The 25694-nt window shown below is 72.1% G+C and carries 24 protein-coding genes; 4 read left to right on the top strand and 20 right to left on the bottom strand.

The window, feature by feature from the left end; translation table 11 throughout:
- Positions 1–374: 374 nt before the first annotated feature.
- From WMF36_RS19595 to WMF36_RS19585, 3 genes are read right to left on the bottom strand one after another with little or no spacing between them, the layout of a single operon-like run.
- Positions 375–1121: a TrmH family RNA methyltransferase gene (locus WMF36_RS19595; protein ID WP_437581141.1), complete on the bottom strand. Its 747-nt coding sequence runs from the start codon at positions 1119–1121 to the stop codon at positions 375–377.
- Positions 1118–1900 (bottom strand): orotidine-5'-phosphate decarboxylase, encoded by a 783-nt coding sequence (gene pyrF, locus WMF36_RS19590; RefSeq protein WP_437581140.1) that lies wholly within the window; start codon positions 1898–1900, stop codon positions 1118–1120. The genes WMF36_RS19595 and pyrF overlap by 4 nt, the downstream gene beginning before the upstream one ends.
- A 19-nt stretch (positions 1901–1919) precedes the next feature.
- Entirely contained in the window at positions 1920–2687 is a 768-nt protein-coding gene (locus tag WMF36_RS19585) for a hypothetical protein (RefSeq protein WP_437581139.1), read from the bottom strand.
- A 429-nt stretch (positions 2688–3116) separates the two neighbouring features.
- On the opposite strand from WMF36_RS19585, the gene WMF36_RS19580 reads away from it, so the two are divergent.
- Positions 3117–3332 (top strand): acetyl-CoA carboxylase biotin carboxyl carrier protein subunit, encoded by a 216-nt coding sequence (locus tag WMF36_RS19580; protein WP_437581138.1) that lies wholly within the window; start codon positions 3117–3119, stop codon positions 3330–3332.
- A gap of 127 nt (positions 3333–3459) precedes the next feature.
- Here WMF36_RS19580 and WMF36_RS19575 read toward each other — a convergent pair whose 3' ends face one another.
- Positions 3460–4482 (bottom strand): MlaD family protein, encoded by a 1023-nt coding sequence (locus tag WMF36_RS19575; RefSeq protein ID WP_437581137.1) that lies wholly within the window; start codon positions 4480–4482, stop codon positions 3460–3462.
- Between the two features lie 147 nt (positions 4483–4629).
- Here WMF36_RS19575 and WMF36_RS19570 point away from each other — a divergent pair, with 147 nt between their 5' ends.
- Positions 4630–5370, top strand: a complete 741-nt coding sequence (locus WMF36_RS19570; RefSeq protein WP_437492912.1) for an ABC transporter ATP-binding protein — start codon at positions 4630–4632, stop codon at positions 5368–5370.
- Between the two features lie 39 nt (positions 5371–5409).
- On the opposite strand, the gene WMF36_RS19565 is transcribed toward WMF36_RS19570, so the two are convergent.
- Positions 5410–6267, bottom strand: a complete 858-nt coding sequence (locus tag WMF36_RS19565; RefSeq protein ID WP_437581136.1) for an MlaE family ABC transporter permease — start codon at positions 6265–6267, stop codon at positions 5410–5412.
- 15 nt (positions 6268–6282) lie between these two features.
- Positions 6283–7158, bottom strand: coding sequence for an MlaE family ABC transporter permease (locus tag WMF36_RS19560; protein WP_437492908.1), 876 nt, complete (start codon positions 7156–7158; stop codon positions 6283–6285).
- Between the two features lie 300 nt (positions 7159–7458).
- On the opposite strand from WMF36_RS19560, the gene WMF36_RS19555 reads away from it, so the two are divergent.
- Positions 7459–8397, top strand: a complete 939-nt coding sequence (locus WMF36_RS19555; protein WP_437581939.1) for a DMT family transporter — start codon at positions 7459–7461, stop codon at positions 8395–8397.
- 27 nt (positions 8398–8424) lie between these two features.
- Here WMF36_RS19555 and WMF36_RS19550 read toward each other — a convergent pair whose 3' ends face one another.
- The 4 genes from WMF36_RS19550 to WMF36_RS19535 form a co-directional block, all read right to left on the bottom strand.
- Positions 8425–10173 carry a cation:proton antiporter gene (locus tag WMF36_RS19550; RefSeq protein WP_437581135.1) on the bottom strand — a complete coding sequence of 583 codons (1749 nt, stop codon included), beginning with the start codon at positions 10171–10173 and terminating at the stop codon, positions 8425–8427.
- Between the two features lie 97 nt (positions 10174–10270).
- Positions 10271–10942, bottom strand: coding sequence for a glutathione S-transferase C-terminal domain-containing protein (locus WMF36_RS19545; protein ID WP_437581134.1), 672 nt, complete (start codon positions 10940–10942; stop codon positions 10271–10273).
- Between the two features lie 50 nt (positions 10943–10992).
- Complete coding sequence (locus tag WMF36_RS19540; RefSeq protein WP_437581133.1) at positions 10993–11955, bottom strand: NAD-dependent epimerase/dehydratase family protein; 963 nt, start codon at positions 11953–11955, stop codon at positions 10993–10995.
- Positions 11952–12584: a class I SAM-dependent methyltransferase gene (locus WMF36_RS19535; RefSeq protein WP_437581132.1), complete on the bottom strand. Its 633-nt coding sequence runs from the start codon at positions 12582–12584 to the stop codon at positions 11952–11954. The genes WMF36_RS19540 and WMF36_RS19535 overlap by 4 nt, the downstream gene beginning before the upstream one ends.
- 437 nt (positions 12585–13021) lie before the next feature.
- On the opposite strand from WMF36_RS19535, the gene WMF36_RS19530 reads away from it, so the two are divergent.
- Positions 13022–15631, top strand: a complete 2610-nt coding sequence (locus WMF36_RS19530) for a S8 family serine peptidase (protein ID WP_437581131.1) — start codon at positions 13022–13024, stop codon at positions 15629–15631.
- 252 nt (positions 15632–15883) lie between these two features.
- Here the strand turns inward: WMF36_RS19530 and WMF36_RS19525 are convergent, their stop codons facing one another.
- From WMF36_RS19525 to WMF36_RS19480, 10 genes are all read right to left on the bottom strand, one after another.
- Positions 15884–16534 carry a hypothetical protein gene (locus WMF36_RS19525; protein ID WP_437581130.1) on the bottom strand — a complete coding sequence of 217 codons (651 nt, stop codon included), beginning with the start codon at positions 16532–16534 and terminating at the stop codon, positions 15884–15886.
- A gap of 345 nt (positions 16535–16879) precedes the next feature.
- A complete protein-coding gene (locus tag WMF36_RS19520; protein WP_437581129.1) occupies positions 16880–18253 on the bottom strand; it encodes a 3-deoxy-7-phosphoheptulonate synthase class II in 1374 nt (457 codons plus the stop codon).
- 72 nt (positions 18254–18325) lie between these two features.
- Positions 18326–19309: a hypothetical protein gene (locus tag WMF36_RS19515; protein ID WP_437581128.1), complete on the bottom strand. Its 984-nt coding sequence runs from the start codon at positions 19307–19309 to the stop codon at positions 18326–18328.
- 66 nt (positions 19310–19375) lie between these two features.
- On the bottom strand, positions 19376–21040 hold the full coding sequence (locus WMF36_RS19510; protein ID WP_437581127.1) for a serine/threonine-protein kinase: 1665 nt from the start codon (positions 21038–21040) through the stop codon (positions 19376–19378).
- Positions 21041–21460: 420 nt separating this feature from the next.
- Positions 21461–22408 (bottom strand): RNA polymerase sigma factor, encoded by a 948-nt coding sequence (locus WMF36_RS19505; RefSeq protein WP_437581126.1) that lies wholly within the window; start codon positions 22406–22408, stop codon positions 21461–21463.
- Positions 22405–22827 (bottom strand): hypothetical protein, encoded by a 423-nt coding sequence (locus tag WMF36_RS19500; protein ID WP_437581125.1) that lies wholly within the window; start codon positions 22825–22827, stop codon positions 22405–22407. Before WMF36_RS19500 ends, WMF36_RS19505 begins: the two co-directional genes overlap by 4 nt.
- A gap of 187 nt (positions 22828–23014) precedes the next feature.
- Positions 23015–23332 (bottom strand): PEGA domain-containing protein, encoded by a 318-nt coding sequence (locus tag WMF36_RS19495; protein WP_437581124.1) that lies wholly within the window; start codon positions 23330–23332, stop codon positions 23015–23017.
- 2 nt (positions 23333–23334) lie between these two features.
- On the bottom strand, positions 23335–24909 hold the full coding sequence (gene guaA / locus WMF36_RS19490) for a glutamine-hydrolyzing GMP synthase (protein ID WP_437581123.1): 1575 nt from the start codon (positions 24907–24909) through the stop codon (positions 23335–23337).
- 78 nt (positions 24910–24987) lie between these two features.
- Positions 24988–25290 carry a hypothetical protein gene (locus WMF36_RS19485; RefSeq protein ID WP_437581122.1) on the bottom strand — a complete coding sequence of 101 codons (303 nt, stop codon included), beginning with the start codon at positions 25288–25290 and terminating at the stop codon, positions 24988–24990.
- On the bottom strand, positions 25287–25670 hold the full coding sequence (locus WMF36_RS19480; protein ID WP_437581121.1) for a hypothetical protein: 384 nt from the start codon (positions 25668–25670) through the stop codon (positions 25287–25289). The genes WMF36_RS19485 and WMF36_RS19480 overlap by 4 nt, the downstream gene beginning before the upstream one ends.
- Positions 25671–25694 lie beyond the last annotated feature (24 nt).

The following is a 25694-nucleotide window of genomic DNA, read 5'->3' as shown; positions in this document are numbered from 1 at the left end:
CACAGGGGTAACCCTCCGCAGTGACTGAGCTTTTCGAGGGGGGTGTGGATTCTTTTTGTCGATCCATTGAATGGATCGAATCGGTCGTCTTCCTGCGAGCCTGTTCAGCAATCGATGCGGTGCTCGAACCTGCATCACATGTTGCGCGTATCCATGCAAATTTGTTGTGAATTTTGCTTGGTTAAGGATTTGACCTACGGCGTCCCCGGACAACCTCGCAGCGCGCGGTCGTGCCGAGCCCGGATCGATTGCGCGGAATCAAGCGAGCGAGGTTCCCGGGAGGCTACGGGAATGCCCTACGGCGCTGGTTGTACGGGCGCGCGGCGCGCGGATCGCCGGGGGGCTGGCGTCGCGGGGCGAGGGCTGCTGCCGGACTACGCGCGCGACGTGCGGCGCTGCCGGACGACTTCGTAGAGCGCGATCGCCCCGGCGACCGAGGCGTTCAGCGAGGAGATCGGGCCGGTCATCGGGAGCCGGGCCACGTGCTGGCAGACGCGCCGGACCGAGCGGCGCGTGCCCTTGTCCTCGGCGCCGATGACGATGCAGACAGGGCCGGTCAGGGGCAGATCGCCGAGCTCCACCGGGCCCTGGGCGTCGAGCGCGATCGCGGCGACGCCGCGGGCGGCGAGGGACTCCAGGGCGTCGGGCAAGGAGCGGACACGGCAGAGCCTCGCGTGCTCGATCGCGCCGGCGGAGGCGCGGAACGTCGCCGGCGTGAGCGGCGCCGAGCTGTGCTCGGGCCACAGGATGGCCCGCGCGCCGAGGGCGACGGCGCTGCGGATCACCGCGCCGAAGTTCTGCGGATCCATCACGCCGTCGAGCGCCACCGTGATCGTGCCGGCGCCGGGCTGACCCTCCTCGACGACCGGGATCGCGTCGACCCCGACGATCTGGAGCTCGGGCGCCGACGCGACGGCGCCCTGGTGGCGGCCGCCGGCGCTGCGGCGATCGAGCTCGTTGCGGGGCGCGCGCTCGGTCGGGATGCCCTGGCCCTCCGCGAGGCGCGCGAGCGCGTCGAGCTTCGGGCCGCCGTCGCGCTGGACGAGGACCCAGCCGACCCGTGCGCCGTGCGCGCGGATCGCCTCCCGGACCGGCTGAAGACCGTAGACGAGACGGCTCACGTGCGCGGCGGGTGGAGCGTGTGCGCGATCTCCTGGACGATGGAGCGCGCGGTGGCGAGTGGATCGGCGGCGTCCCGGATCGGCCGGCCGACGACGAGGAGATCGGCGCCGGCCGAGATCGCGGCCGACGGCGTGGCGATGCGCTTCTGATCGTCGGCGCGCGCGCCGGTCGGGCCGGGGCCGAGGCGGATGCCCGGCGTCACGAGGAGCTCGCCCCGCCCGAGCGCCTGCCGCAGCGCCGGCACCTCCTGCGGCGAGGCGACGAACCCGTGGATGCCGGCGCCGCGCGCGAGCTGCGCCAGCCGGACCACGTGCTCCGAAGCGCTCCCCTGGACGCCCTGCGCGGCGAGATCGCCGTCGTCCAGCGACGTGAGCACGGTGACGGCGAGGAGGATCAGCTCCTGGGAGCGCGCCGCCTCCTGGGCCGCGCGCTTCAGCATCTCGGCGCCGCCGGCCGCGTGCACCGTCAGGTAACGGACCCCGTGCGCGGCGGCGCTCGCCACCGCGCGCGCCACCGTCTCGGGGATGTCGTGCAGCTTCAGATCGAGGAAGACGTCGAGGCCGAGCGACCTGCCGATCTCGATCGCGGCCGGCCCCTCGCGGACGAACAGCTCCAGGCCGACCTTGAGCACGCCGACCGAGGGAGCGACGCGGGTCGCCGCCGCCCTGGCCTCGTCCAGGGTCGCAAAATCGAGCGGGAAGACGAGCCTGCGGCGCGCCTCGTCGAGCGAGCTGCCGCCGAGGCTCGTCCGCTGCCTGACGGAGCCGGTGTTCGCCATTCGGTGTTCCCGTTCCGTGTCAGAGGCAGCTGCAGAGCGGATCGCCAGGGGCGCAGTTGCAGGGGGCCTTGGTGCCGCCGCCGCTCGCCGGCTGGCCGCCCGCGGCCGGCCGCCCACTGCCGCCGCCGCGGCGCAGCTGCTCCTGCTTCTGCTGCTCGGCCTCGAGCTGCTTCTGCAGGGCGAGGCGCGTCGCCTCGTCCTTGGCGCTCGAGAGCTGGTCGCGCAGCCCGGACATCTTGGACTCGGACTCCTTGAACTGCGCCTCGAGCCGCTTGTTCGCCTCCTCGAGATCGCGGGCCCGCGCGGCCTCCGCGGCGATGCGCGCCTCGTTGTCCTGGGACGACTTGACGGCGGCGACGGTGACGATGCCGATCACCAGCGCGCTGGCGATGGCGCCGCCGATGAGGAGCTTGCGCAGCTTGTTCTTCGACTCGTCCTGCTGCAGCGCCGCGAGCGAGCGCTCGTGGTGCTGCTGCGCGGCCATCGCCTCGAGCCGCGCCCTCTGCTCGGCCTCGACGCGCGCCTTCTCGATCTCGGCCTGCCGGATCGCCTCGAGCCGCGCCGCCTCCTCGCGGGAGCGACGCTCCTCGTTGCGACGGCGCTCCTCCTCGGTGCGGATGCGCAGCTCCTCGGCCTCGCGCGCGGCGCGCTCCGCCTCGACGCGCGCCTTCTCGGCGGCGGCGGCGGCGGCGGCCTTCTGGGCCTCTTCGGTCTTGATGCGATCCTCCTCGAGGTTCATCAGCTCCTTGAGCGAGAACAGGACCGAGCTTTCCTTCTGTTCCGACATGACCTCGTGGCTCCTTCGATCGAGCGCGTGCGGTTGGGCTACCAAGGGGCGGCGCGGAGAACCTGCAGGTCGCCCTGGGTGGGGCCACCGAGCAAGACGATTCTGACCCGCAGAGCGGCTTTCACGCAATTATTCGCGATCACCGCGACCCTCGCGATGTCGAGGAACCGCGGAACCGCCAGCCAGATTATCGCCGTGGTGCACCGCAGGTACCAGCGGAAATCGCAGCGCTCCGTCCCTTCCACGTCCCCACGTCCGTTGCGCGCGCACCTGCCCACCGGCGCCGTCCTGCGTGCCCGCGCCACCGGGCGACCTCGACCGTCCAGAGAAGGTGCCTGGAGGACGCCCGAGCACGGACCCGCCCGAGGCCGCGCCCCGCGCCACGGTCCCGTTGGATTCTCGGTGGCTCTCCGGTAGGTTCGCGCGCCCATGGCAAACGTCATCAAGGCGCACATCACCGGTACGGTCTGGAAGATCGAGGTCAAGCCGGGCGACAAGGTCGAAGAGGGGACCGTGGTCGTCATCCTCGAGTCCATGAAGATGGAGATGCCCGTCGAGGCCGAGGAGGAGGGGACCGTCGAGGAGATCCTCGTCACCGAGGGGGCCTCGGTCACCGAAGGCGCCCCGCTGATCAAGCTGGCCTGACCGCCCGGGCCGGCCCGCGTCCGCGTTTTCACGGACTCGCCGCGCGCCGGCGCGCGGCCGCCGCTCGCAAGGGCGGCCGCGGGGCCCGGCCGCGGCGACGCGCGCGCCTCCGAGGGCGCGGCGCCGATCACTCGCGCCAGAAGAATTTCCAGGGGTTGTGCTTGAGGTCGCGGGCGAGCTCCTGCAGGTCGTCGAACAGCTGCTCATCCATCACCAGCGCGCCCACCGTCCCCTTGCCGCGCTTGACGTGGGCGAGGACCTCCTGGGCGTCGGCGGTCGCCGACCTCGCCCTGCCCGCGATCTCGGCGATGTCGTCGAGCGTCTTCTTGATCTTCGCCTGCTCCGTCTCGCCGCCCACCGTGGTCGACAGCCGGCGCGCGTTGGCCAGCGTCTCGCGTGCGTCCGTCATGAGCGGCGGCAGATCGCGCGCGGTCGTGCTGCTCACCTGATCGACGTTCGCGAGGATCCGGTCGATCTGCGGGTTGTTCACGTACTTCTGCCGGGCGTCCTTCACGAGATCCGTGCCGTCGAGGCTCATCTGCTCGACGTTCTCGGCGATGCGATCGAGCCGGTCCTGGTTCCGGTGCATGAACTCGCCGGTGCCCTTCAGCGTCTTCCGGAGCCCGTCGAACGCCTCGCCGACCTCCTCCCGGTGCTCGCGCATCGCCGTGACGGTCGCGTGCAGGAGCTCGTAGCCCTCGGCGAGGAGCATGTCGAGGCGCGGCGGATCCAGCCCCCGGACGACCGCGTTCGCGGGGAGCACCGGCCGATCGGTCGAGCCGGGCTCGATCGCGAGGAACTGCTCGCCGAGCACGCCCTGCGTCGTGACGTAGAACGTTGCGTTGTCGTGGATGCTCTGCTGGTAGCGCTCCTCGACGCGCAGCTGGATCCGCACGAGCGGCTCGCGCCTGCCGTCCTTGCCGAGCTGGCCGCCGCGGAAGTGGATCTCGCTGAGCTTGCCGACCTCCACCCCGGCGATCTTCACCGGCGCCCCGGTCTGCAGGCCGCCCGGGTTATCGAACTCGACGTAGATGGAGTACTTCGGCTGAAAGTTGACTCCGCCCATCACGAGGATGAACGTGGCGAGGAGCCCGAGCGCCGTGAGTATGAGGATCCCGACCTTGACCTCGATCGATCGCGGGCTTGCCATGGGGTCTTCATCTTCTCCGATCTGGCGGCGGGGAGGTGAGGGAAATAGGCCAGGATCCAGCTGCCCTGACGCATTGTCTCCGGCGCGCGTCGTGACGCTTCGCGCTGCCTTTGCCCTGACGCAACCGTACTTGCCTCCCAGGCCGCGATGATTTCGTTCCGAAATGTCAGAAAATCCTTTGGGCCCAAAGAGGTCCTCAAGGACGTCTCGTTCGACGTCGAGGACGGCGAGGTGTTCTTCATCATCGGGCAGTCGGGCGTCGGGAAGAGCGTGCTCATCAAGCACCTCGTCGGCCTGCTCTACCCGGACGGCGGGGAGATTTGGCTGGACGGCGAGGAGGTGAGCCGCTTCGACGAGGCCCGGATGTACCCGGTCCGGATGAAGTGCGCGATGGTGTTCCAGCACTCGACGCTGTTCGACTCGATGACGTGCGCCGAGAACGTCGCGCTCCCGCTCCGCAAGCACAAGGGGCTCAAGCCGAAGGAGGCGCTCGCGGAGGCGCGGCGGCGGCTCGAGCAGGTGCACATGCGCGAGTTCGGGGACCGCTTCCCGCCGGAGCTCGGCGACGGGATGCGCAAGCGGGTCGCCATCGCCCGCGCGCTCACGCTCGACCCGCGCTATGTGCTCTTCGACGAGCCGACCACGAGCCTCGACCCGGTGAGCGCGCGGCGCGTCGACAAGCTGATCCGCGAGCTGAGCGACACGCTCGGCGTGACGAGCATCGTCGTGAGCCATGATCTCGTGAGCATCTTCACGATCGCCGACCGCATCGTCATGCTCTATCAAGGGCTCGTCCGCCTGCTCGGAGATCGCGGGGGGTTCCAGGGCTCGCAGGACGCGATCGTCCAGCAGTTCATCACCGGGAGCGCCGAGGGGCCGATCGAGTGAGGCGCCGGGCGCCGCGCGGCGACGCGGGAGGCGGCCTGGCTAGCGGAAGATCAGGAAGGCAGCCGCCGAGATCAGCATGTTGAGGATGATGACCGCGAGCGAGGAGTTCACGACCGCGCGCGTCGTCGCCCAGCCCACGCCCTCGCTGCCGCCGAAGGTCGAGAGGCCGGAGTGGCCGGAGACGATCGGGATCGCGGCGCCGTAAGCCAGGCACTTGGCGAGGCCGGTCGCGAGGTCGCCGGCGTCGACGAGGCTCACGTTCATGAACGTCTCGGGGCTCACGTCGAACATGCTGTATGCGGTGACCATCCCCGTGGTGAACGCGACCGCGGCGCTCCAGACGATGAGGCACGTGGTCATGAGGAGGCTCGCGATGAACCGCGGCTTGATGAGGTAGTCGATCGGATCGGCCGCGCACATGCGGAGCGCGTCGACCTGCTCGGTCACCACCATCGAGCCGATCTCGGCGGCGATGCCCGCGCCGACCCGCGTGGCGAGCATCAGCGCGCCGATCGAGGCGGCGAGATCGCGGATGAGCAGCTCGAGGTAGGTCGCGCCCAGCATGGTCAGATCCGGGATCACCCGCTTCGCCTGCTGGCCGGCCTGGAAGACCATGATCATCCCGATGAAGCCCATCACGACCGTCAGGAAGAACAGCGATTTGTTGCCGATCTCGTACATCTGGACGAGCACGGCGCCCGGCTCGTGGCGGCCCTTCGCGCAGTAGTAAAGCGTCCTTACAAATACCGAGTAGAGCTCGCGCGCCGACGCGAAGAGGGACAGCGCGGCGCTGCCGACCGCGGCGACGCCGGACTGCTCGGGCGCGAGATCCCGGAGCTCGCTCGAGGGGGGGCCCGCGCTCGCGCGGTCCGGGAAGCTCGGGTGGGAAGGGGGCATGCGCGGCGCCGTCGATCAGTCGAGCGTGAACGAGACGAAGTAGTCGAGGATGAAGATGCCGGCGGCCGAGGCGACGACGGTCGCGTTGACGGCGCGGCCGACGCCGGGGGCGCCGCCGGTCACGCCGAGGCCGTACTGGCAGCTCGAGAGCGCGAGGACGACGCCGAAGACGACGCTCTTGACGAGGCCGCTCATGACGTCGCCGATGCCGAGGAGCCCGCTCGTGAGGCCGTTGTAGAAGACGGCCGGGGCGACGCCGAGCAGGAGATCGCCGGTGAAGGCGGCGCCGATCAGCGCGAGCGCGTCGGCGAAGATCACCGAGAGGAACAGCGTCAGCACCATCGCGAGGAAGCGCGGGGCGATGAGGAAGCTCACCGGGTCGATCGCGAGGACGCGGAGGGCGTCGATCTGCTCGGTGACGACCATGGTGCCGAGCTCGGCGGTGTTGTTGGCGCCGACGCGGCCGTTGATCATGAGCGCGGTGAGCAGCGGGGCGATCTCGCGGAGCGTGCCGAAGCCCGCGCCCCAGCCGAGCAGGCCGTGCGCGCCGAAGCGCTCGACCAGCGGCGCCGCCTGGATGACCATGATCGCGCCGGTGAAGAGCGCCGTCACGGCGACGATGGGCATCGACTTGACGCCCATCTTGTAGAGGTTGCGCATGAACTCGGCGCCGTCGACGCGGAGCGTGGCCACGCGCGTCGCGATCTGCCCCGCGAGCACGGCCATGCCCCCCACCGTGGCGGCGATCTGCAGGAACGTGGCGCCGACCTGGTGCACGCCGGTGGGCTCCTGCGCGATCGGCGCACGCAGCCGCCTCGCGGGCGGCCCGCCGGGCGCGGGGAGCGCACCCGGGCCGCGCGCGGCGGTGCCTGGGCCAGCAGGAGACGTCATCGGAACAGGGAGCTTAGCCCAAGGCTCCCGGGGAGCGCGGCCCGATCCGCTGCGATCCGGCGTGCGCAGCGGCCCGGCAGCTACCCAAGCAGGAGATCGTCCTCTATCTGAAAAGCGCATGCCTCGCTTCGAAGCCGTCCTGTGCGATGGCAAACGCGGACTTCCACGCGTAATGCTGACTCGTCTCACGCCGGAGGCCGCCGGATGCCGCCGGAGGAGCGCCGGCCGGGGCGGGCGCCGCTGGTGACGACGTCCGGTCAACAGCGGATCGAGCCCGTGACGAAAAGAAAAACGGATCCCATGTCCGATCGCGCGCGCGCGCGCACCATGACAGGCGAGCTCCCGACTGGCCTGCTCGACGATGGCCGAACGTTTGCCGTCCTCTCCGCCGCGACGTTCGCGCTGAAGGCGATCTTCGTGAAGCTCGCCTACGCCGCGCACCCTATCGACGCGGTGTCGCTGCTCGCGCTGCGGATGGGCATCGCGCTGCCGTTCTTCCTGTGGCTCGCCCGGAGGGAGCGCGGAGAGGCCGCCGAGCCCATGACGCCCCGCCTCTGGGGGGGCGTGCTGCTCGTCGGGTTCCTCGGGTACTACCTGTCCAGCCTGTTCGACTTCATCGGGCTCACGTACATCAGCACCGGCCTCGAGCGCCTGATCCTGTTCGTGTATCCGACGCTCGTCCTCATGATCGGCGCGGTGTGGCTGAATCAGCCGGTGCGCCCCAAGGCCTGGGGCGCGCTCGCCGTGTGCTATCTCGGCCTCGCGGCGGCCGTCTGGCACGATCTCGTGCAAACCGGGGACGCGCGGACCGTCGCCGTCGGCGGAGCGTGGGTGTTCGCGAGCTCGGTGACCTACGCGCTTTACTACATCGGCGTCGGCAAGCTCGCGTCCAGGGTCGGCTCGACGCGCCTCGCCGCGTACTGCGGGGCGACCTCGTGCCTGATGGTGCTGGCGCACTACGTGGCGACGGGGAGCCCCGCCAGGCTGGGGGAGATCCCGGCCTCGGTGTGGGGGTACGCGGCGGCGATGGCGACGATCAGCACGGTGCTCCCCATCGTCCTGCTCGCGGAGGCGATCCGGCGGCTCGGCGCGGGCCGGGCCGCGACGTTCTCGACGCTCGGACCGGTGCTCACGATCGCCTTCTCATGGGTCATCCTGGGGGAGCCGTTCGCGTGGCAGCAGGTCGTCGGGCTCGCGCTCGTCGTGGGCGGCGTGACCTGGCTCGGCAAATCGCGCTGAGCTCGAGGTCGGCGCCCGCCGGTGAGGTCACCCGGCCGGCGTCGCGGGGTGAGGCTCCGGCGTGCCGGTGCCGAAGAACTCGCTCCGGACGCGCTCGCGCTCGCGCTCCACCTGCTCGGCCGTCGCGCCGAGCCGCACGAGGAGGCGCTCGGTCATCGAGAACGCGACCTCCGCCTCGCCGGTCACGACGACGTCCGCGCCCGCCTTCTTCAGCGCGGCCACCTCGCGCAGATAAAAGGCGCGGGCGAGGACGAACAGCCGCGGATTGATGCCCTTCGCCTGCTCGATCACCCCGTCTCCGGGCGCGCCCGCCGACGTGAACAGCAGGCTGTCGGCCTTCCCGACCCCCGCGCGATCGAGGATCTCCCGCTGCGTCGCGTCGCCGTAGATCGCGCGGATGCCCTGGTCCTGCAGCTGCTTCACCGTGTCGAGGTTGAGCTCGACGACCGTGGGCTCGATGCCGTTCTCCCGGAGCAGCCGCGTCAGCGTCCGCCCGACCGGGCCGTAGCCCACCACGACCGTGCGGTGGGCGGGCTCGTCCACCGGAGCGGCCTCGGCGACGGGGGCCGCCGCGGCGCCGCGCCGCAGGAAGAGCGCCGACGTCGACCGCGCAAGGCGATCCCGGATGCTGAAGAGCAGGGGGTTCAGGGTGATCGACACGATCGACGCGACGACGAGCGCCTGCGAGGCCTCGTCCGGCACGATGCCAAGCTGCCGGCCGAGCGTCGCCAGGATGAACGAGAACTCCCCGATCTGCGCGAGCGAGAGCGCGACGGCGAAGGCGGTCTGGAGGGGGCGGCGGAGCACCACCACCACGAGGAGCGCGGCGAGGGGCTTGCCGATCAGCACGACCCCGAGCGTCGCCACGGCGACCGGCCAGCTCGCGACGAACTGCGCGGGGTCGAAGAGCATGCCGACCGAGACAAAGAACAGCACGGCGAACGCGTCGCGCATCGGGAGCGCCTCCGAGGCGGCGCGCGAGCTGAAGTCGGACTGGCCGACGACCAGGCCGCCCAGGAAGGCGCCGAGCGCCATCGACGAGCCGAAGAGCTTCGCCGAGCCGACGGCGACGCCGAGCGCGACGACGAGCACCGTCAGCGTGAAGAGCTCCCGCGAGCCGGTCTTCGCCACATACCCGAGCAGCGCGGGGATGACGCGCTGTCCGACGATGAAGACGAAGGCCACGAGCCCGGCGAGCTTGAGGACCGCGAGGCCCACGGATACGGCGATCCCCGTCGCGCCGGCGTCGCCGCCCCCGCCCACCAGGGCGGGGAGCAGCACGAGCACCAGCACGGTGAAGACGTCCTCGAGCACGAGCCAGCCGATGGCGAGGTGGCCAGCGGGGGTGTGCAGGACGTGGCTGTCGCTGAGGACGCGCGTGAGCACGACGGTGCTCGCCACCGAGATGGCGATGCCGAAGACGACCGACGCGGCCCACGTCCAGCCCGCGGCGCGGCCGACCACGACCCCGAGCGCGGTGGCGACGGCGATCTGGATGAGGGCGCCTGGCACGGCGACCTTCCGCACGGCGAGGAGCTCGCGGACGTGGAACTGCATGCCGACCCCGAACATCAGCAGGATGACCCCGATCTCCGCGAGCTGGTCGGCGAGCCCCTTGTCCGCCACGAACCCCGGCGTGAACGGGCCGACGAGGATCCCGGCCAGCAGATAGCCGACGATGGGCGACAGCCTCAGGCGCTGGGTGATGAAACCGAACGCGAGCGCGGCGGTGAAGCCGCCCGTGAGCGTGAGGATGAGGTCGAGTTCGTGCGGCATTTCGGCACTAGTAGCGCTTCTCTTCACCGATCGCAGCCGCTACCGCGCGACGGGCGACGAAGGCCGTGCGACCTCGTCGGCCGCGCCGTGCTCGCCCCTACCCGACGACGCCGATCGCCTCGTACGCCTCGATGACGTGCGGCTCCTCCCTGGCCTTCGCGATCCACTCCTGCATCGCGGGGAGCCCCAGGATCGACGCCACGTAGCCCCGGGAGACCGGGTCGAGCTCGACCCCGTACGTGTCGAACCGCGTCGCGACCGGCGCGTACATCGCGTCGGCGATGCTGAAGCGGCCAAACAGGAACTCGCCCCCCTGGCCGAAGCGAGATCGGCAGTCGTTCCAGATCGATTGGATGCGCGCGATGTCCTGCGACGCGGCCTCGGTGAGCGCCACGCCCTGGATCTTCCGCCGCACGTTCATCGGCAGCGCGGTGCGGAGGGCGGCGAAGCTGCTCACCATCTCGGCGCTCACCGCCCGCGCGACGGCGCGCGCGTCGCGCGCCTCCGGCCAGAGCTTCGCCTCGGGGAAGCTCTCCGCCACGTACTCGGCGATCGCGAGCGACTCCCAGATCGTGAGCGCACCGTGCTTCAAGGCCGGCACCTTGCCCGAGGGCGAGTGGCGCTGGATCTCCAGCGTGCGGACGCCGGGCGCCCTGAGCGGGATCACGACCTCGTCGAGCTCGACACCGGCGTGCTTCAGGACGAGCCAGGGCCGGAGCGACCACGACGAATAGGACCTGTTTCCAATGTAGAGAGTGAGCTCAGCCATGTGCAGAGCCTACCACCGTCGCCCCCCCGGGCGGCAGCGCGCCAGGCCCATCACCCCGCCGGCTCGCCCCCGAACACCTCGCTCGCCAGCGCTTCCACCGCCATGCGCACCGCCTCGTCGCTCGTGTGGCGCACCCGGAAGCCCAGCGCCGCCAGCTTGCCCGGATCCATCCGAGATACCGGCACGTCGCCGGGCCACCCGCGCTCGCCGCCCTGATACCGGATCACCGCGTCGGGATAGGGCGACGCCGCCACGCACAGCTCCGCGATCCGAGAGACGCGGGTCGCGTCCTCGGGCGCGAGGTTGAAGAGGTTCAGCCGCTCTCCGGCCCGATCGAAGCCGAACAGGATGCCCTCCGCGCAGTCCCGGACATCGAGGTACGGCTTCGACTGGCGCCCGTCGCCGAGCACCTCGAGCTCCGTCCGAAGGGCGCGCAGCTTCTTCAGGAAATCGAGCGCCGCGCCGTGCGTCCCGCGCGGCCCGACCACGTTGCCGAAGCGGTAGATCCACGCGGTGAGGCCGAAGCACTCGACATAGGCGCTGATGAGCGCCTCGCCCGCGAGCTTGCTCGCGCCGTAGAGCGAGATCGGCAAGGCGCCGAGATCGCCCTCCGCGCACCGCCGCGCCGTGTCGCCGTAGACCGTCCCGGAGGACGAGAAGATCAGCCGGCCCACCCCCGCGCGGCGCATCGCCTCGAGCACGTTGTACGTCGCGATCGTCCCCTGATCGAGGTCGAGCCGCGTCCGCGCGAGCCCCCAGCGCGCCTCCGGGTTCGCCGCGAGGTGCACGACGAGGTCGTGGCCCGCCATGGCCTCGGTGAGGCGATCCAGATCGAGGGCGTCCGCCTCGACGAGCGTCGCGCGCCCGGAGGCGAGGTGCGAGGTGACGAACGCGCGGCGCCCGACCGAGAGGTTGTCATACAGCGTCACGGGGCCGCGCTCGACGAGGCGATCCGTGAGGTGGCTCCCGATGAACCCGGCGCCGCCGACGACGAACGACCTGAGCCCGGTCATCGCCCGCCTCCCGCGGCCAGGCGCTCGACCCGCGCCGCGAACTGCAGGCGATCCTGCGTCACGAGACGGAACGGCATGTCGTGGATCCTGAGCGGCCACTCGAGGCCGGTGATGCGCCCGCCCGCGCCGCGCACGAGCTCGGCGAGCTCGCCCGGCGTGAAGTAGGTGCCGCGCACCTCGACGCCCGGCGCGGCGTTCCCGACGAGATCCATCCAGAGCAGGACCTTCTCCGAGACCGGGCCGAACCGGAAGTGATCCTTGAGCGCGACGGCGCGCGACGCGACCCGGAGGGCCTCCGCGAGCAGCGCGCCGGGGCGCGCGCAGTGGTGCAGCACGTCGGAGAGGAGCACCGCCTCGAACGCCCCGTCGGGGAAGGGGAGGCGCTCGCCGTCGTACGCGACGACCGGCAGCGCCGCCCCGGGGCGCGCCTTCACGTCCACGCCGACAACGCGCTGCGCGCCCACCCGGCGCGCGACCTCGAGCGCGACCGTCCCGTCGCCCGCGCCCACGTCGAGCAGCGACGCCGCGCGGCCCACCTGCGCGGCCAGCGCCCGCGCGACGCGGCCCACGCGAGGCACGTGGACCAGGCGATGGTGCAAGGAGAACAAGCCGCGCGCGAGGACCGTCATTCCACATCCGAGCCCCGGCGCCGCACGCGCCGGAGAGCCGCGCCACGCTAGTCGAGCGCGCGAGGACCGGCAACGCCCCGGGGCCACGCCGCGCTCGACGAGCGTGGCGCGGCTCTCCGGCGCGCGGGGAGCCGGGAGGCCGTGGCCAGACAGGACAGCGGCGAGATCGCGAAAACAAGACCCCTCCAGGACGACTGGCAAGATGCCCTGGACTCCGGGGCCCGCGCGCTCCCGCGGTGGCGACAGAGGCCGACAAAGCGTATCTCGTTATGCCCGACCCGAAAGGAGAGCTGCCGTGAAACAGCCACTCTTCCAGGGTCTACGACAATGACGTCGTGAGGCTCGCTCCCCGAGCCGTTCTCGCCCCGCTCGCGCTTGACCGATTCGCGCCATCGAACATAGCTGACTCGATGATCGGCACGCGCGGAAGAGGGCTCGTGAAAGTTGGTGTGCGCTGGTTCGGTCTGGCCTCCCTCTACATCGCTCTTTCAGGGTGCGGCGGAGAGTCTGGAGGCGAGGCGACGGGCCAGAACACCGCCCCTCCGGACGGCGCAGAGACGGGCGAGGCGACGTTCGCGCCGGATGAGCCGACGGAGCTCTGGTTCGTGGAGCTCGAGCGCGCGCCGGCCGCGAGGAGCGGCGGGGTGGCGCGCGTCAAAGGCCTCGCGGGCGAGGAGCGGGAGCGCTTCCGGCGCGCGGCCGAAGAGCGCGGGCTCCGGTACAGAGTAAGATTCTCGTTCGAGGAGCTCTGGAACGGCCTCTCCGTCCGCGTCGCGCGCGGGGGCTCCGCAGCGCTCTCCGAGATGCCCGGGGTCAAGGCCGTCTACCCCGTCGTGCCGGTGGAGCTCGACACCACGCGCGCCGTGACCTCGGTCGACCCGGACCTCGCCGTCGCGAGCGACATGTCGGGCGCGGACCTCGTGCGCCGCGACCTCGGCGTGACCGGCGCGGACATCCGCGTCGGCGTGATCGACAGCGGCGTCGACTACCATCACCCCGATCTCGGCGGCTGCTTCGGGCCGGGCTGCCGCGTGGCGTTCGGCCACGATTTCGTCGGCGACGACTTCGTCGCCGGCGACGCGAGCACGCAGCCGGCGCCCGACGGCGACCCCGACGATTGCCTGGGCCACGGCACGCACGTCGCCGGCATCATCGGGGCGAACGGGATCGTGCAGGGCGTGGCGCCGGACGTGACCTTCGGCGCCTACCGCGTGTTCGGCTGCCGCGGCGGCTCGCGCTCCGACATCATCGTCAAGGCCATGGAGCGGGCCGCCGACGACGGGATGCACGTCGTCAACATCAGCATCGGAACGCCGTTCCAGTGGCCGGACTATCCGACGGCGACCGCGGCGACCGCGCTCGTCGCGCGCGGCGTCGTGGTCGTCGCGTCGATCGGCAACAGCGGCGAGAAGGGGCTCTGGGCCGCGGGCGCGCCCGGCGTGGGCGAGGCGGTCATCGGCACCGCGTCCGTCGACGGCACCCGCGTGACCCGCCTGTCGTTCACCGTGGCGCCTGGCAGCGCGGCGATCGGCTATGCGCGCGCGATCGGGAGCCCGCCTCCGCCGCTCTCGGGGAGCGCCCCGCTGGAGCGCACCGGGACGCCCACCAGCGCGCGCGACGCTTGCGACGAGCTCCCCGCGGGCAGCCTCGCAGGCAAGATCGCGCTCGTCCGGCGCGGCGGCTGCCCCTTCCACCAGAAGGCCGCGCGCGCGCAGGCCGCAGGCGCGGCCGGCGTCGTGATCTACGACGACAGGGCCGGGGTGATGAGCCCGTCGGTCGAGGCGGGCGGCTCGATCACCATCCCGGTCGTGGGGATCGCGCAGGCCGACGGCGAGCTGCTCAACGCGCGCCTCGACGCGGGGCCGCTGACCCACAGCTGGACCGACCGGGCCGTGGCCGCGGAGAGCAGCACCGCGGGCCTCATCTCCGGCTTCAGCTCGCACGGCCTGAGCGCGACGCTCTCCTTCAAGCCGGACCTCGCCGCGCCCGGCGGGGCGATCTACTCGACGATCCCGGTCGAGCAAGGCTCGTACGACACGCTCAGCGGCACGTCGATGGCGGCGCCGCACGTGGCGGGAGCCGTCGCGCTCCTGCTCGACGCGCGCCCGGAGCTCTCCGCGCCGCGCGTGCGCGACGTCCTGCAGAACAGCGCCGTCCCCGCGCCGTGGAGCGGCGATCTGAGCGCCGGGGTGCCCGAGAGCGCGCACCGGCAGGGGGCGGGGGTGATCCGCGTCGACCGGTCGATCCGCGCGAGCACCGTGATCAGCCCCGGCAAGCTCGCGCTCGGCGAGAGCGAGGCCGGCCCCGCCGCGCGCACGCTGACGCTCGAGAACGCGAGCGGGCACGACGTCACTTACGACCTGTCGCACGCGCCGGCTGCGTGCGCGACCGGGCGCGATCACTGGAGGCCGGCGAGCGCGACGACCGGCGCCGCGCGCGTCGACTTCGGCGCCCCGAGCGTCACCGTGCCGGCCCGCGGGAAGGCGACCGTCTCCGCCACCATCGGGGCGAGCGACGCGCTCCCGGATGGCAGCCTGTTCGGCGGCTACCTCGTGTTCACCCCGCGGGGCGGCGCGGCCGATGGCGCGCTGCGGGTGCCGTACGCGGGCTTCAAGGGCGATTACCAGAGCGTGCCCGTCCTCAAGCTGTCGGATCAGGAGGCGCCGTGGCTCGGCAAGCTGAGCGGGACGCGCATGACCCCGCAGCGGAGCGGCGCGACCTACACGCTGGCGTCCGGCGACGTCCCGTACGTGATGGTCCACCTCGACCACGGCGCCGAGCGTCTGACCCTGGACATCATCGAGGCCGCGACCGCGAAACCGTGGGGGCGCGCGCTTTCGCTCTCGCGCGTCGGTCAGAGCGCGTCGACGATCGCGTTCACGCGGTACGGATGGAAGGGCACGACGAAGCTGAACGGGCGGGCGACGGTCGTGCCGGACGGGGGCTATCGGATCAAGCTCCGCGCGCTCAGGGCGCTCGGGGATCCGGGCAACGAGGCGCACTGGGACACGTGGACGTCGCCTGTCGTCACCCTCGACCGGCCATGAGGGGCGCGCTCACGGCGCTCCTCGCGTTGCGCCTTCCGCGCCGCCGCCCCACCGAATGAGCTCGGGGATGTGAGCCTCGCTGGCGCGCTCAGCGGCGCGTCAGACCGAGGCTCGTCGTTGCAATCGGGCGCATGGCGGGCCTCCTCCGCCGCGTAGGGCGCACGAGCGAGGGCAGGCGCGCAAGGCGCGCCCCGGCTGCGCTGCGGCGAGCCGTGCGCGCCTGCCTCTCCGGCGCTCGGCGCTGCGCGTGCGTTAGATCGCCTGGCGATACGTCTGCGCGGCGCACTGACGCTCGGCGACCTTCGCGGCGTAGCCGAGCAGCCGGCGCGTGATGGCCCTCGTGAGCGGCGCCGTCAGGGCGTCCCAGAGGAACAGCTGCCGCCGTGTCCGCGTGTCGGTCGCGCGGATCCGCACCTCGTACGAGAGCATCGTCCGGCGCTGGCCGTAGGGCGTCACGACGAAGCTGGCCGCCGCCTTGATGTGCCCGGGGCAGTCGAACGCCTTGAACTCGGCGGCGGTTCGCCTCGCGTACAGGCTCTCCGTGCTCATCGGGCGCGCGATCGCGCCGACGGCGATCTCGGAGCCTTCCTTCTCGGCGAGCCTGATCTGGCCATAGTCCTCGACGTTCTGGAGCGACACGCGCGCGGGCGCGGGCAGCGGCGCGAGGCGGAGCCTGCTCCGGGCGCGGCGCGCTCCGGCCACGCGGAGGGCGAGGGCCGCGCGCAGCAGGAGAGAGCGGCTCCTCGCGAAATCCAACCTCTTCAGCGCGGCGTACGTGACCTCCGGCGTCGCCATGATCACGATTTCCTCGTTCACGACGATATCGGCCTCCGGCAGGAAAGACTCGAGCAGCGTCGGGCCGGCGGCGCAGCGCTGCTGCCCCTCGAACGAGCCCTCCGTCATGGTCTGTCCCTCCCCCTGTCGGATCTCACCCTGTTCTGTCGAGATGTTCTGCATGGCGAGCTACCCCCTGCGATGATTCATTGGGGTAGCCTCGACGGATCGCCAGCAGGCGCATCCTGCTCCCGGTGATGGGCGGGCGGAGCACGTCCCGCGGGCGAAACCCGACGAGAAGACATTGACGCCACAATGGGAATCACGACAAAGGTCCTGTACTCTCGATGAAAGAAAAGCCGCCAAGACGCCGAGGACGCCAGGAGAGCTGAGAATTCTCATTCTCTCTCTTACTGACGCCCTGGCGGCGCATCTCCTTCTTGACCGAGCACCGCTCGTGGGCGGAGCCGGTGCTCAGCCCCTCGCGCGCCGGGAGGACTCCGCCATGCGGTGGGCGATGCGGAAGGCCATCTCCAGCGACTGGCGGTAATTCAGCCTCGGATCGCACAGGCTCGCGTAGCGCAGGTCGAGATCGGACTCCGTGAGACCCGCCCCGATGCACTCGGTGACATCCTCGCCCGTGAGCTCGAAGTGGACGCCGCCGAGGTGGGACCCGAGCGCCTCGTGCACCTCGAAGCTCGCCTCGATCTCGGTGAGGATGTCCTCGAAACTTCGTGTCTTGATCCCGCCGGCCGTCGTCTGGGTGTTGCCGTGCATCGGGTCGGACATCCAGAGCACCTTGCGCCCTGCCGAGCGCACCGCCTCGATGAGCGCCGGGAGCCCCTCGCGCACGCGGCCCGCGCCCATGCGCACGATGAGCATGATCTTGCCCGGCTCGTCCGCCGGGTTCAGCCGGTCGAGGAGGCGGATCAGCTCGCCGGGGAGCGTCTTCGGGCCGAGCTTGATGCCCACCGGGTTCTGGACCCCGCTGAAGAACTCGACGTGCGCGCCGTCGGGCTGCCGCGTGCGCTCGCCGATCCAGGGCAGGTGGGTCGTCAGGTCGTAGTAGCCGGGACGGCGCGCGACCTTCCGCGTCTGCGCCGACTCGTAGTGCAGGTTGAGCCCCTCGTGGCTCGTGAAGAACTCGACCCGCGACAGCTCCCCGACAGGCACCTCGGCCAGCGCCTCCATGAACCGGAGAGCCTCGCCGACCTGATCGGTCATCCGCTGGTAACGCTCGCGCAGCTCGCCGGGCAGATCCGCCCGCTCGAGGAAGCTCAGATCCCAGTACTCCGGGTGGTGCAGATCGGCGAAGCCACCCTCCGACAGGGAACGGATGAAATTCAGGGTGAGCCCCGCATGCTGGTATCCCGCGATCATCAGGCCCGGATCCGGGCGGCGGGCGGCGGCCTCGAAGGGAGCACGGTTGATGAGATCCCCGAAATAGCTCGGCAAGCTCACGCCGTCGCGCGTCTCGATCTGGCTGGATCGCGGCTTGGCGTACTGCCCGGCGAAGCGCCCGAGGCGAACGACCGGCCGGCGGGCGCCGTGCACCAGCACGAGCGACATTTGCAGCAGGATTTTCAGCTTGTTCGTGACGATGTTCGGGCGGCAGTCGTCGAGCGTCTCCGCGCAGTCGCCCCCCTGCAGCACGAACCGGTGGCCGAGCTGCGCCTGGGCCAGATGGCCTTTGAGCCGCTCGACCTCCCACGAGGTCACGAGCGGCGGCAGCCCCCGGAGCCTCTCGACGACCGCCTCGACAGCGTCGGAATCGTCATAAGGGAGCGGCGCTGCGTTGGGACGTTCACGCCATGAATCTGGCGACCAGGATTGAGCAGGAACGTGCATGAGTTGAGCCCTGATATGGCAAGGCTCCCACCCGCGCAACCCTCGGTCAACGGGATCGGCCCGCCGGCGCGATCACCGGCTCGCCGGCGCGTCGGCCGCCCCGGGCGATGGCCCGGTGCGCGCCTCGATCGCCTGGATTGCCGCCTTGATCTCCTTCGCGATCGAGCCGCACGGCGCCGCGCAGCGGCTCATTCCCAGAAAGCCGCACCCCTTGCTCTTGCCGGAGGTGAGCGGCGTGAGGACGTCGATCGCGCGCCGATCGCCGTCGGCCGCCGCGCGCTCCAGGAGCGCCTGCCTCGCCTTGCAGGAGGTGGCGACGCGGAGCTCGTGCGCGATGCGCAGCGCGGGCGTCGCCCGCTCCAGGACCGCGGCCTCCGCGAACCGCCGCGCGGCGCGCTCCTTCAGCGCAGAGGTGCCCACCGAGAGCTCGTAAAGGAGATCCGCCCCGTGGCTCCCCATGCTGCTCGCCATCAGCTCGATCGCGGCCGACGCCGCCTCGGGAGGTCCGCCGGCGGCGCTCGCGACGACGCGCTTCACGTCATCGTCCGACGCCGCCCCCCGATCGAGCTCCAGGAGCCGCTTCGCCGCGGCGAGCGCGGCGGCGTGGTAGGGCGGCGGGAGCGCGTGGCGCAGCATGAGGGCGCGGAAGATCGCCGGATCCTTGGGGTAGCGCGCGGCGAGCGCCTCGAGCGGGAGCACGCCGCCCGCGGTCGCAGCGGCGAGCTCGTCGGCGGGGACCGCATCGCTCGGCCGCGGGACCACTGGACGCCGGAGCGCCGAGGCCGCGGGCGCCGCGCGCTCGGCGCTCGCGGCCGCCTCGAGCCGCGCGAGCGAGTCGCCGTCGCGCAGCAGGGCGGCGGCGAGCACGACGGCCACGAGGGCGGCCGCGCCGGCGACCAGCCACTGCGCCGCGGCCGGCGCCCGCGTCAGCAGGGCAGCGCGCGATCCCGGGGCGCTGCCGCCCGCGGCGAGCACGGTGGTTGTCCCGGGGAGCGAGCCCGGCCGGTCGGGAGGGCTGGCCCGGCTGGCGCTCGTCCCGGGTGCCTGCGGTGCCATGCTCGCTCCCCTAACACAGGCGCTGGCCGAGGCCCATGGGCGGCGTCGCGCAGCCCCGCCGCGGGCTCATCGCCGCTGCGCTCGCCACTGGAACAGGGCGGCCGCGAGCGCGGCGCCCACGCTGATCAGGAAGAGCAACGCGTCCCAGACCGGCCACGCGATGCCGATGGCGCGCTGCAGGAACACGGCCTCGAGCAGCCGCACCAGCAGCGACGCGACCCCGTAGGCCACGAGGGCGAGCACGACGGGCGTCGTGAGCCGCGGCGCGAGCGTGCTCAGCCTCGTGTCGTCGCGCCAGACGTGGCGGAAGACGTAGAAGCCGCCGAGCAGCCCGACGCCGAACAGGGCGCACAGGATCCCGAGCGTGAGCAGCGTGGCGCCCTGGCCCGATAGCGCGGCGGTGTCGCTCCGCGCCGCGCGCGCGAGGCCGGCAAGGCAGCTGACGAGGCCGGCGCCGAGCCACCCGAGGCCCAGGCTCGCCGAGAGGAAGACCATCTGCCGCGTCAGGTACGCCTCGGACGCGGCCGAGCCGGGCAGACCGAAGGTGTGCGAGAGCGTATAGGGCTTCCCGAGCACCACGGACGAGCGCGCGAGCGACGCGCGCGCGCTGGACGGCCCCCCCGTCGCCTCCTCGAACGGCGCGAGCGCGCCGGCGAGCTCGCTCATCGAGGCGTGGCGCGCCTCCTTCTCCTTCGCCATGGCGCGCTGGACGACGAGCTCCAGGGCCGGCGGGATCTCCGGGTTCAGCGTCCGCAGCCCCGGCGGCTCCTCGGTCATGACGGCGAGCAGCATCGCCGTCGGGTCGCTGCGCTCGAAGGGGCGCTGCCCGGTCAGCGCGTGGTAGAGGACCGCGCCGACGGCGTAGATGTCGGCCCGGGCGTCGATCTCGTCCCCCTTCGCCTGCTCCGGGGCCATGTAGGCCGGCGTTCCGAGCACCATGCCGGTCCTCGTGAGCGCGGACGGCGCGGAGGTCTTCGAGATGCCGAAATCGAGGACCTTCACGGTGGGACACGCAGGGTCGCCCGTCAGGAAGATGTTCTCCGGCTTGATGTCCCGGTGCACGACGCCCGCGGCGTGCGCGGCCGCGATGCCGTCGCAGACCTCGCGCGCGATCCGCACCGCCGCGCCGACCGGCAGCCGTCCCCCGGACGCCGCGAGGAGCTCGCCGAGCCCCTGGCCGTCCAGGTACTCGGCGACGATGCACGGCCGGCCGTCGTCCAGCCGGTTCACGTCGAAGATCTCGACGATGTGCGGGCTCCGGACCGACGCCGCCGCCTCGGCCTCGCGCTGGAACCGCGCGAGGACGGTGGCGTGCTGGGCGAGGTCGGGGTGGAGCGTCTTCAGGGCGAAGCGCTTGCCCGGGATGCGGGTGTGGTGCGTCTCGTAGACGCGGCCCATGCCGCCCTCTCCGAGGAGGCGGATGATGCGGTACGCGCCCGCCACGGTGGTGCCGACGAGCGGGTCCGCCTCGACCGACGGCTCGCCCGACGGGGACGGAGGCGGTGGACGGACCGTGTCGGCGGTCGCGTAGTGCGCCGCCGCCGCGGGCCCCATGGAGACGGCATGCGGTCGGACCGTCACCGGGGCCAGGTCGTCTTCCGCCGCGTTCCCCGCAGGGGGAGGAGGAGGGCGGACCGTCTCCGCGGTCGTGGAGGGGGATGCAGCCGCGGCGGCCTGGGCCTGCGCTGCGCGGACGGCGGCCAGAGCGGCTTGCCGCTCTGTGTCGCTCATGACGCGGGTGGGTCCATCGCCCTCCTCGGACGCCGACGAGGACGCGCCTCCGGCCGAGCGGGATGAGGGTACGGCAGGGCTGCCCGAGCGACCGGGCGAAAAGCTCGAATCCGACACGCTCAGGGCCTCGCTCCCATGGATCCGGGTCGATCCTCGCCGGAGGCGGGGACCGACGATTCGTCGCCAACGCGCGGGCGAACACCGCACAGCGACGCTACCATGGATCGCGCCGCGCGAGGGCGCCGACATGCCGGACCGTGATCGGCACGCGATGTCGAGGCGTTGGCGCGGCCGGTCCGGTTATCGCCGCACGGTGGTCGGATGGTCAGCCCGTGGACTGCTCCGCCGGGGCCGGCTTCTGCTTGGCAGCCTTGCGCTTCTCCGCGTCGAGAAGGCCGATCCGCGCCTTCTGGCAGCGCTTCAGGCGCTTCTTCTTGAGCGGGGTGGCGAGCCATTCGTGACGCAGACGGACATTCCACTTCGGGGTATTGGCCATGATCGTAGGACTTTCTCTGCGAGGGGGGCGGAGACTACACAAACGTGCGGGGGCGTCAAGCTGTCAGTGGGGTCGCCGGCTGCGTATTTCCCGCGCTCGTCCACGTCGGTACGTCGGTCACTCGCGATCCGCTGCTGGAGGCGAAGCCAGAGCGCGCGCGCAGCGGGCGCGGGGACGGGCGGGAACGCGCGCGCGGCGCGGAGCAGGGACGCGGTCGCGGCGTGGTGGGGGCGCTCTGACGCGGTGAGGGCGCTCCGGCGCTCGGACGACTGGCGCGCGACCGCCGCGCGGAAGTCCTCGCGGGCGAGGCGCAGGCGGGAGCGGACCGTGTTCTCCTTGAGCTGGAGCTCGCGGGCGATGTCGGCCACCGCGACGCCGAGGAGGTCGTACATCACGAGGATCACGCGCCGCTCGGGCGCGACCTTCAGGAGCAGCGCCGTCACGATCTCGGCGCGGTCGCTGCTCGCGAGCGATTGCTCCGGCGTCGGCGTCGGGTCGCGCCCGTCGAACGGCCAGGACGCGCCGGCCCCGGACGGGATCTCGCGGCGCCGGTGAGCGCGCGCGTGGTAGTGGCTCGTCTTTCGCCACGCGATGCCGAACAGCCACCGCTGCAGCGCCGCCTCGGGCGTGATGCGCAGGGGTGGCGGCCCGTCCGTGGGGGGCCCGGGCGCAGGCGCCGCGTGATAGCGCCACGGCTCGTAGCTCGGCAGGCCCCGGTGCGCCGCCAGGAAGACCTCCTGGAGCACGTCGTCGAGATCGTTCGCCTCGACGCCCAGCCAGCGGAGCGAGCGGTGCAGGAACGGAAGGCCCACGGCATAGACCGTCTCGAACGACGGCCGCGCCGGAGGGGAAGGCGGGGCGGGCGGCGTCATCCGTCGCCCCGTACCGCCGGGAAATCCGCGCCGGCGCAGGTGGGGTAGGGGCGCGGCGCGGGCCGGCCGGCGGACGGATCGAACGCCGGCGGCGGGCGGAGCCAGCGCTCGATCGGCTCGAGCTCGACGAGCATGTCGAGGGAGGTCCGGAGAGAGAGGCGGAAGTCGTCGTCCTCGGCCGCGCGAGCGCTGTGGAAGGCGACATAGAACAACACGGTGCCGAGCTGCATCGCCCGCTGATCTCCCCGGCGCTGCAGGAAGCGATCGGCGAGATCGCACAGGGCATGAAACAGGCGGCCTCCCGGACGACAGCTCCCGGGACCGCACACATCGAGGGTGGCGCACCGGCGGGCGCGCCGGGCCATGTTCTTCGTGGAAGACGCGCACGACAGCGCCTTCGGAGGGCTCCGATTCGGCATGTTCCTGTCCATCATCAGCCTGGGGTTGACGATGAATGCGTGCTGCGCGCATCCATCTCCCTGGATTACGGAGAGCGCCCGGAGATGATTTCGTCTTGTGCTGTCGCGCGCCCGCGAGGCAGTGGAGCGGCGGGCGGTGGTGGCGACGACGGCGGGATGGACCGGCCGGTGTCCGTCCGCGAGATCGTCAATCCGGCACGGGCGTCAGCTGCACCTGGAGGTGGATTGGCGGGGCCCCGTTCCTTGCCTCGACGAGGCGATCCCAGGCGAAGTAGCCGGCCTTCTCCACGGTGATGCGGTGCGTGCCGGGCGGCAGCGCGACGCCGTGGGCGGCGACGTAGGCGAGCGCGCCGATGTACTGGTCGTCGATCGTGACCGACGCGTCGGGCATGTTCCCCTTCATCCGCAGCGAGACCGTCGCCGGGGTCCGCGCGACGCACGAGGAGAGCCCGAGCAGGACGAGCGCCAGAGCGGCGCGCGTCCGCCTCGCGTTCCCGGCGGCCATCGTCACTCCCACTCGATGGTCGAGGGCGGCTTCGACGACACGTCGAGCACCACGCGGTTCACGCCGCGCACCTCGTTGATGATGCGCGAGCTCGCGCGCGCGATGAGGTCGTAGGGCAGCCGCGCCCAGTCGGCGGTCATGCCGTCGGTCGAGTGCACCGCGCGGAGCGCGATCGCCTCGTCGTAGGTGCGCTCGTCGCCCATCACGCCCACCGAGCGGACCGGGAGGAGCACGCAGAAGCTCTGCCAGAGCGACTCGTAGAGCCCGGCGGCGCGGATCTCCTGGTCGAAGATCGTGTCGGCCTCCCTGAGCACGCGGAGCTTCTCCGGCGTCACCTCGCCGAGGCAACGCACCGCGAGGCCCGGGCCGGGGAACGGCTGGCGGTAGAGGATCTCGCGCGGCATGCCGAGCGCCTCGCCGGCGGCCCGCACCTCGTCCTTGAAGAGCTCCCGCAGCGGCTCGATCAGGCCAAGGTTCATCCGCTCGGGCAGGCCGCCGACGTTGTGGTGGCTCTTGATGACGGCGCTCGGCCCCTTGAACGAGACGCTCTCGATCACGTCGGGGTAGAGGGTGCCCTGGACGAGCCACTTCGCGCCCTGCACGCGCTTCGCCTCCTCCTCGAACACCTCGATGAAGAGGCGGCCGATCACCTTGCGCTTCTGCTCGGGATCCACGACGCCGCGCAGCCCCTCGAGGAACCGCGCCGACGCGTCGACGGCGTCGAGGTTCATGTGAAAGTGGTCGCGGAACGTCCGCTCGACGGCCTCGGCCTCGCCCTCGCGCAGGAGGCCGTTGTCGACGAAGATGCACGTCAGCCGGTCGCCGAGGGCGCGCTGGCAGAGGACCGCGGCGACCGAGGAGTCGACGCCGCCCGAGAGGCCCAGGATGACGCGATCGTGCTGGCCTGCCTTCTCGCGGACCGCGGCGATCGCCTCCTCCACGAACGACGCGGGCGTCCAGGTCGGGGAGAGGCCGGCGACGTCGAAGAGGAAGGCGTGGAGGATCTCCTTGCCGCGCGGGGTGTGGACGACCTCGGGGTGGAACTGGAGGCCGTAGAGCTTGTCGCGCTCGCGGGCGACGGCGCAGAGCGGGCTGCCGGCCGTGGTGCCGAGCGCGACGAACCCCTCCGGCATCGCCGTGAGGCGATCGCCGTGGCTCATCCAGACGTCGATGGAGTCGCCCTCGGCGAGGCGGGAGAAGATGCCCGCCGCGCGCTCGACCCGCACCGTGGCGGGGCCGTACTCGCCGCCCGTGTGCGCGCGCTCGACCTTGCCGCCGAGGTGGTGCGCCATGAGCTGGAGCCCGTAGCAGATGCCCAGCGTCGGGACGCCGAGCTCCAGCACCTCGCGGGAGCAGTGGGGCGCGTTGTCTCCATACACGCTGGCGGGGCCGCCGGAGAGGATGAGCGCGCGCGGGGCGAGCCGGCGCAGCTCGGCGACGGGCACATCGAAGCGGTGGATCTCGCAGTAGACGCCAGACTCGCGCACGCGCCGGGCGATGAGCTGCGTGTACTGGGAGCCGAAATCGAGGATGACGACGAAGTCCCGCCGGGGTGAGAGCATGGCTGCCGCTAGCATGGCGGGGCTGGATCCGCCAGAGTCGGACGGGCGAGGCGCTGCGAGGCGCTGAACGCGCGCTCGCCCGCCGCGCCGGCATCACGGCTGCGTGGGCGGCGGCGGCGGGGTGGGCGGCGGCGGTGCGCCCGTCGGCGGCGCGGCCGGTGACGGGGCGAGCAGCGGCGCGCCCGGCGTCGCCGCCGGCTCGTCCGGCGGAGCAACGGGCGTCGGCGGCGCGCCATCGGCGGGCGCGCCGCCGTCGAACGCGCGCGGGCGCTCGTACTCGGGCGGCGGACCGGCCGGGAGCGGCCTGGGTGCGGAAGACGAGCACGCCGCGGCGAGGAGCGCGGCGAAGGCCGCGGCGATCGCGGCGATCTGCGAGGCGTGGTGAGGGCGTTTCATAGCTCCACTCCGCTCCCCCCGGCGTTCCCGGAAGGAGCCGGATCCGGCGGTATTTCGGGAACACGGAACGGATCGGGCGGTATCTGGAGGCCCTCCGGATCAATGAACGGTGAGGAGGGGATGGAGGGTGCCGGCGGCGCCGCCTCGAGCGGCGCGCCGCGCGCGTCCGGCGCCGCGAGCGGGATGCCCGTGCTCGGCGGGGCGGGCGCGTCCTCGGCGGCGTCCGCGCCGCCGCACGCCGCAGGCGCGAGCGCCGCGAGGAGCGCCCCCGCGAAGAGAGCCGCCCTGCGCCGCGCAGGCGCCGCGCGCGGCGTGCGACAGGCCGGGCGGGAGCGGGGTGCGAAGGACGCCTGGCTCGAGCTTCGGAGATCGCCGGACACGGCGGGTACGCTAGCACGGAGGCG

Source organism: Sorangium sp. So ce887 (assembly GCF_051521455.1).
Taxonomy (GTDB): Bacteria; Myxococcota_A; Polyangia; order Polyangiales; family Polyangiaceae; genus Sorangium.
The sequence above is the reverse complement of the archived record's forward strand: the minus strand, read 5'-3'. Positions and strand labels throughout refer to the sequence as shown.

What these genes read in the sequence shown, in the direction of transcription:
- WMF36_RS19550 (WP_437581135.1), bottom strand. Translation starts at nt 10,173, where the DNA reads ATGCCGCACGAACTCGACCTCATCCTCACGCTCACGGGCGGCTTCACC.
- WMF36_RS19510 (WP_437581127.1), bottom strand. Translation starts at nt 21,040, where the DNA reads ATGAGCGACACAGAGCGGCAAGCCGCTCTGGCCGCCGTCCGCGCAGCG.
- WMF36_RS19495 (WP_437581124.1), bottom strand. Translation starts at nt 23,332, where the DNA reads ATGGCCGCCGGGAACGCGAGGCGGACGCGCGCCGCTCTGGCGCTCGTC.
- WMF36_RS19575 (WP_437581137.1), bottom strand. Translation starts at nt 4,482, where the DNA reads ATGGCAAGCCCGCGATCGATCGAGGTCAAGGTCGGGATCCTCATACTC.
- WMF36_RS19505 (WP_437581126.1), bottom strand. Translation starts at nt 22,408, where the DNA reads ATGACGCCGCCCGCCCCGCCTTCCCCTCCGGCGCGGCCGTCGTTCGAG.
- WMF36_RS19565 (WP_437581136.1), bottom strand. Translation starts at nt 6,267, where the DNA reads ATGCCCCCTTCCCACCCGAGCTTCCCGGACCGCGCGAGCGCGGGCCCC.
- WMF36_RS19540 (WP_437581133.1), bottom strand. Translation starts at nt 11,955, where the DNA reads ATGACCGGGCTCAGGTCGTTCGTCGTCGGCGGCGCCGGGTTCATCGGG.
- WMF36_RS19580 (WP_437581138.1), top strand. Translation starts at nt 3,117, where the DNA reads ATGGCAAACGTCATCAAGGCGCACATCACCGGTACGGTCTGGAAGATC.
- WMF36_RS19555 (WP_437581939.1), top strand. Translation starts at nt 7,459, where the DNA reads ATGTCCGATCGCGCGCGCGCGCGCACCATGACAGGCGAGCTCCCGACT.
- pyrF (WP_437581140.1), bottom strand. Translation starts at nt 1,900, where the DNA reads ATGGCGAACACCGGCTCCGTCAGGCAGCGGACGAGCCTCGGCGGCAGC.
- WMF36_RS19560 (WP_437492908.1), bottom strand. Translation starts at nt 7,158, where the DNA reads ATGACGTCTCCTGCTGGCCCAGGCACCGCCGCGCGCGGCCCGGGTGCG.
- WMF36_RS19585 (WP_437581139.1), bottom strand. Translation starts at nt 2,687, where the DNA reads ATGTCGGAACAGAAGGAAAGCTCGGTCCTGTTCTCGCTCAAGGAGCTG.
- WMF36_RS19520 (WP_437581129.1), bottom strand. Translation starts at nt 18,253, where the DNA reads ATGCACGTTCCTGCTCAATCCTGGTCGCCAGATTCATGGCGTGAACGT.
- WMF36_RS19535 (WP_437581132.1), bottom strand. Translation starts at nt 12,584, where the DNA reads ATGACGGTCCTCGCGCGCGGCTTGTTCTCCTTGCACCATCGCCTGGTC.
- guaA (WP_437581123.1), bottom strand. Translation starts at nt 24,909, where the DNA reads ATGCTAGCGGCAGCCATGCTCTCACCCCGGCGGGACTTCGTCGTCATC.
- WMF36_RS19570 (WP_437492912.1), top strand. Translation starts at nt 4,630, where the DNA reads ATGATTTCGTTCCGAAATGTCAGAAAATCCTTTGGGCCCAAAGAGGTC.
- WMF36_RS19515 (WP_437581128.1), bottom strand. Translation starts at nt 19,309, where the DNA reads ATGGCACCGCAGGCACCCGGGACGAGCGCCAGCCGGGCCAGCCCTCCC.
- WMF36_RS19525 (WP_437581130.1), bottom strand. Translation starts at nt 16,534, where the DNA reads ATGACGGAGGGCTCGTTCGAGGGGCAGCAGCGCTGCGCCGCCGGCCCG.
- WMF36_RS19500 (WP_437581125.1), bottom strand. Translation starts at nt 22,827, where the DNA reads ATGCCGAATCGGAGCCCTCCGAAGGCGCTGTCGTGCGCGTCTTCCACG.
- WMF36_RS19545 (WP_437581134.1), bottom strand. Translation starts at nt 10,942, where the DNA reads ATGGCTGAGCTCACTCTCTACATTGGAAACAGGTCCTATTCGTCGTGG.
- WMF36_RS19485 (WP_437581122.1), bottom strand. Translation starts at nt 25,290, where the DNA reads ATGAAACGCCCTCACCACGCCTCGCAGATCGCCGCGATCGCCGCGGCC.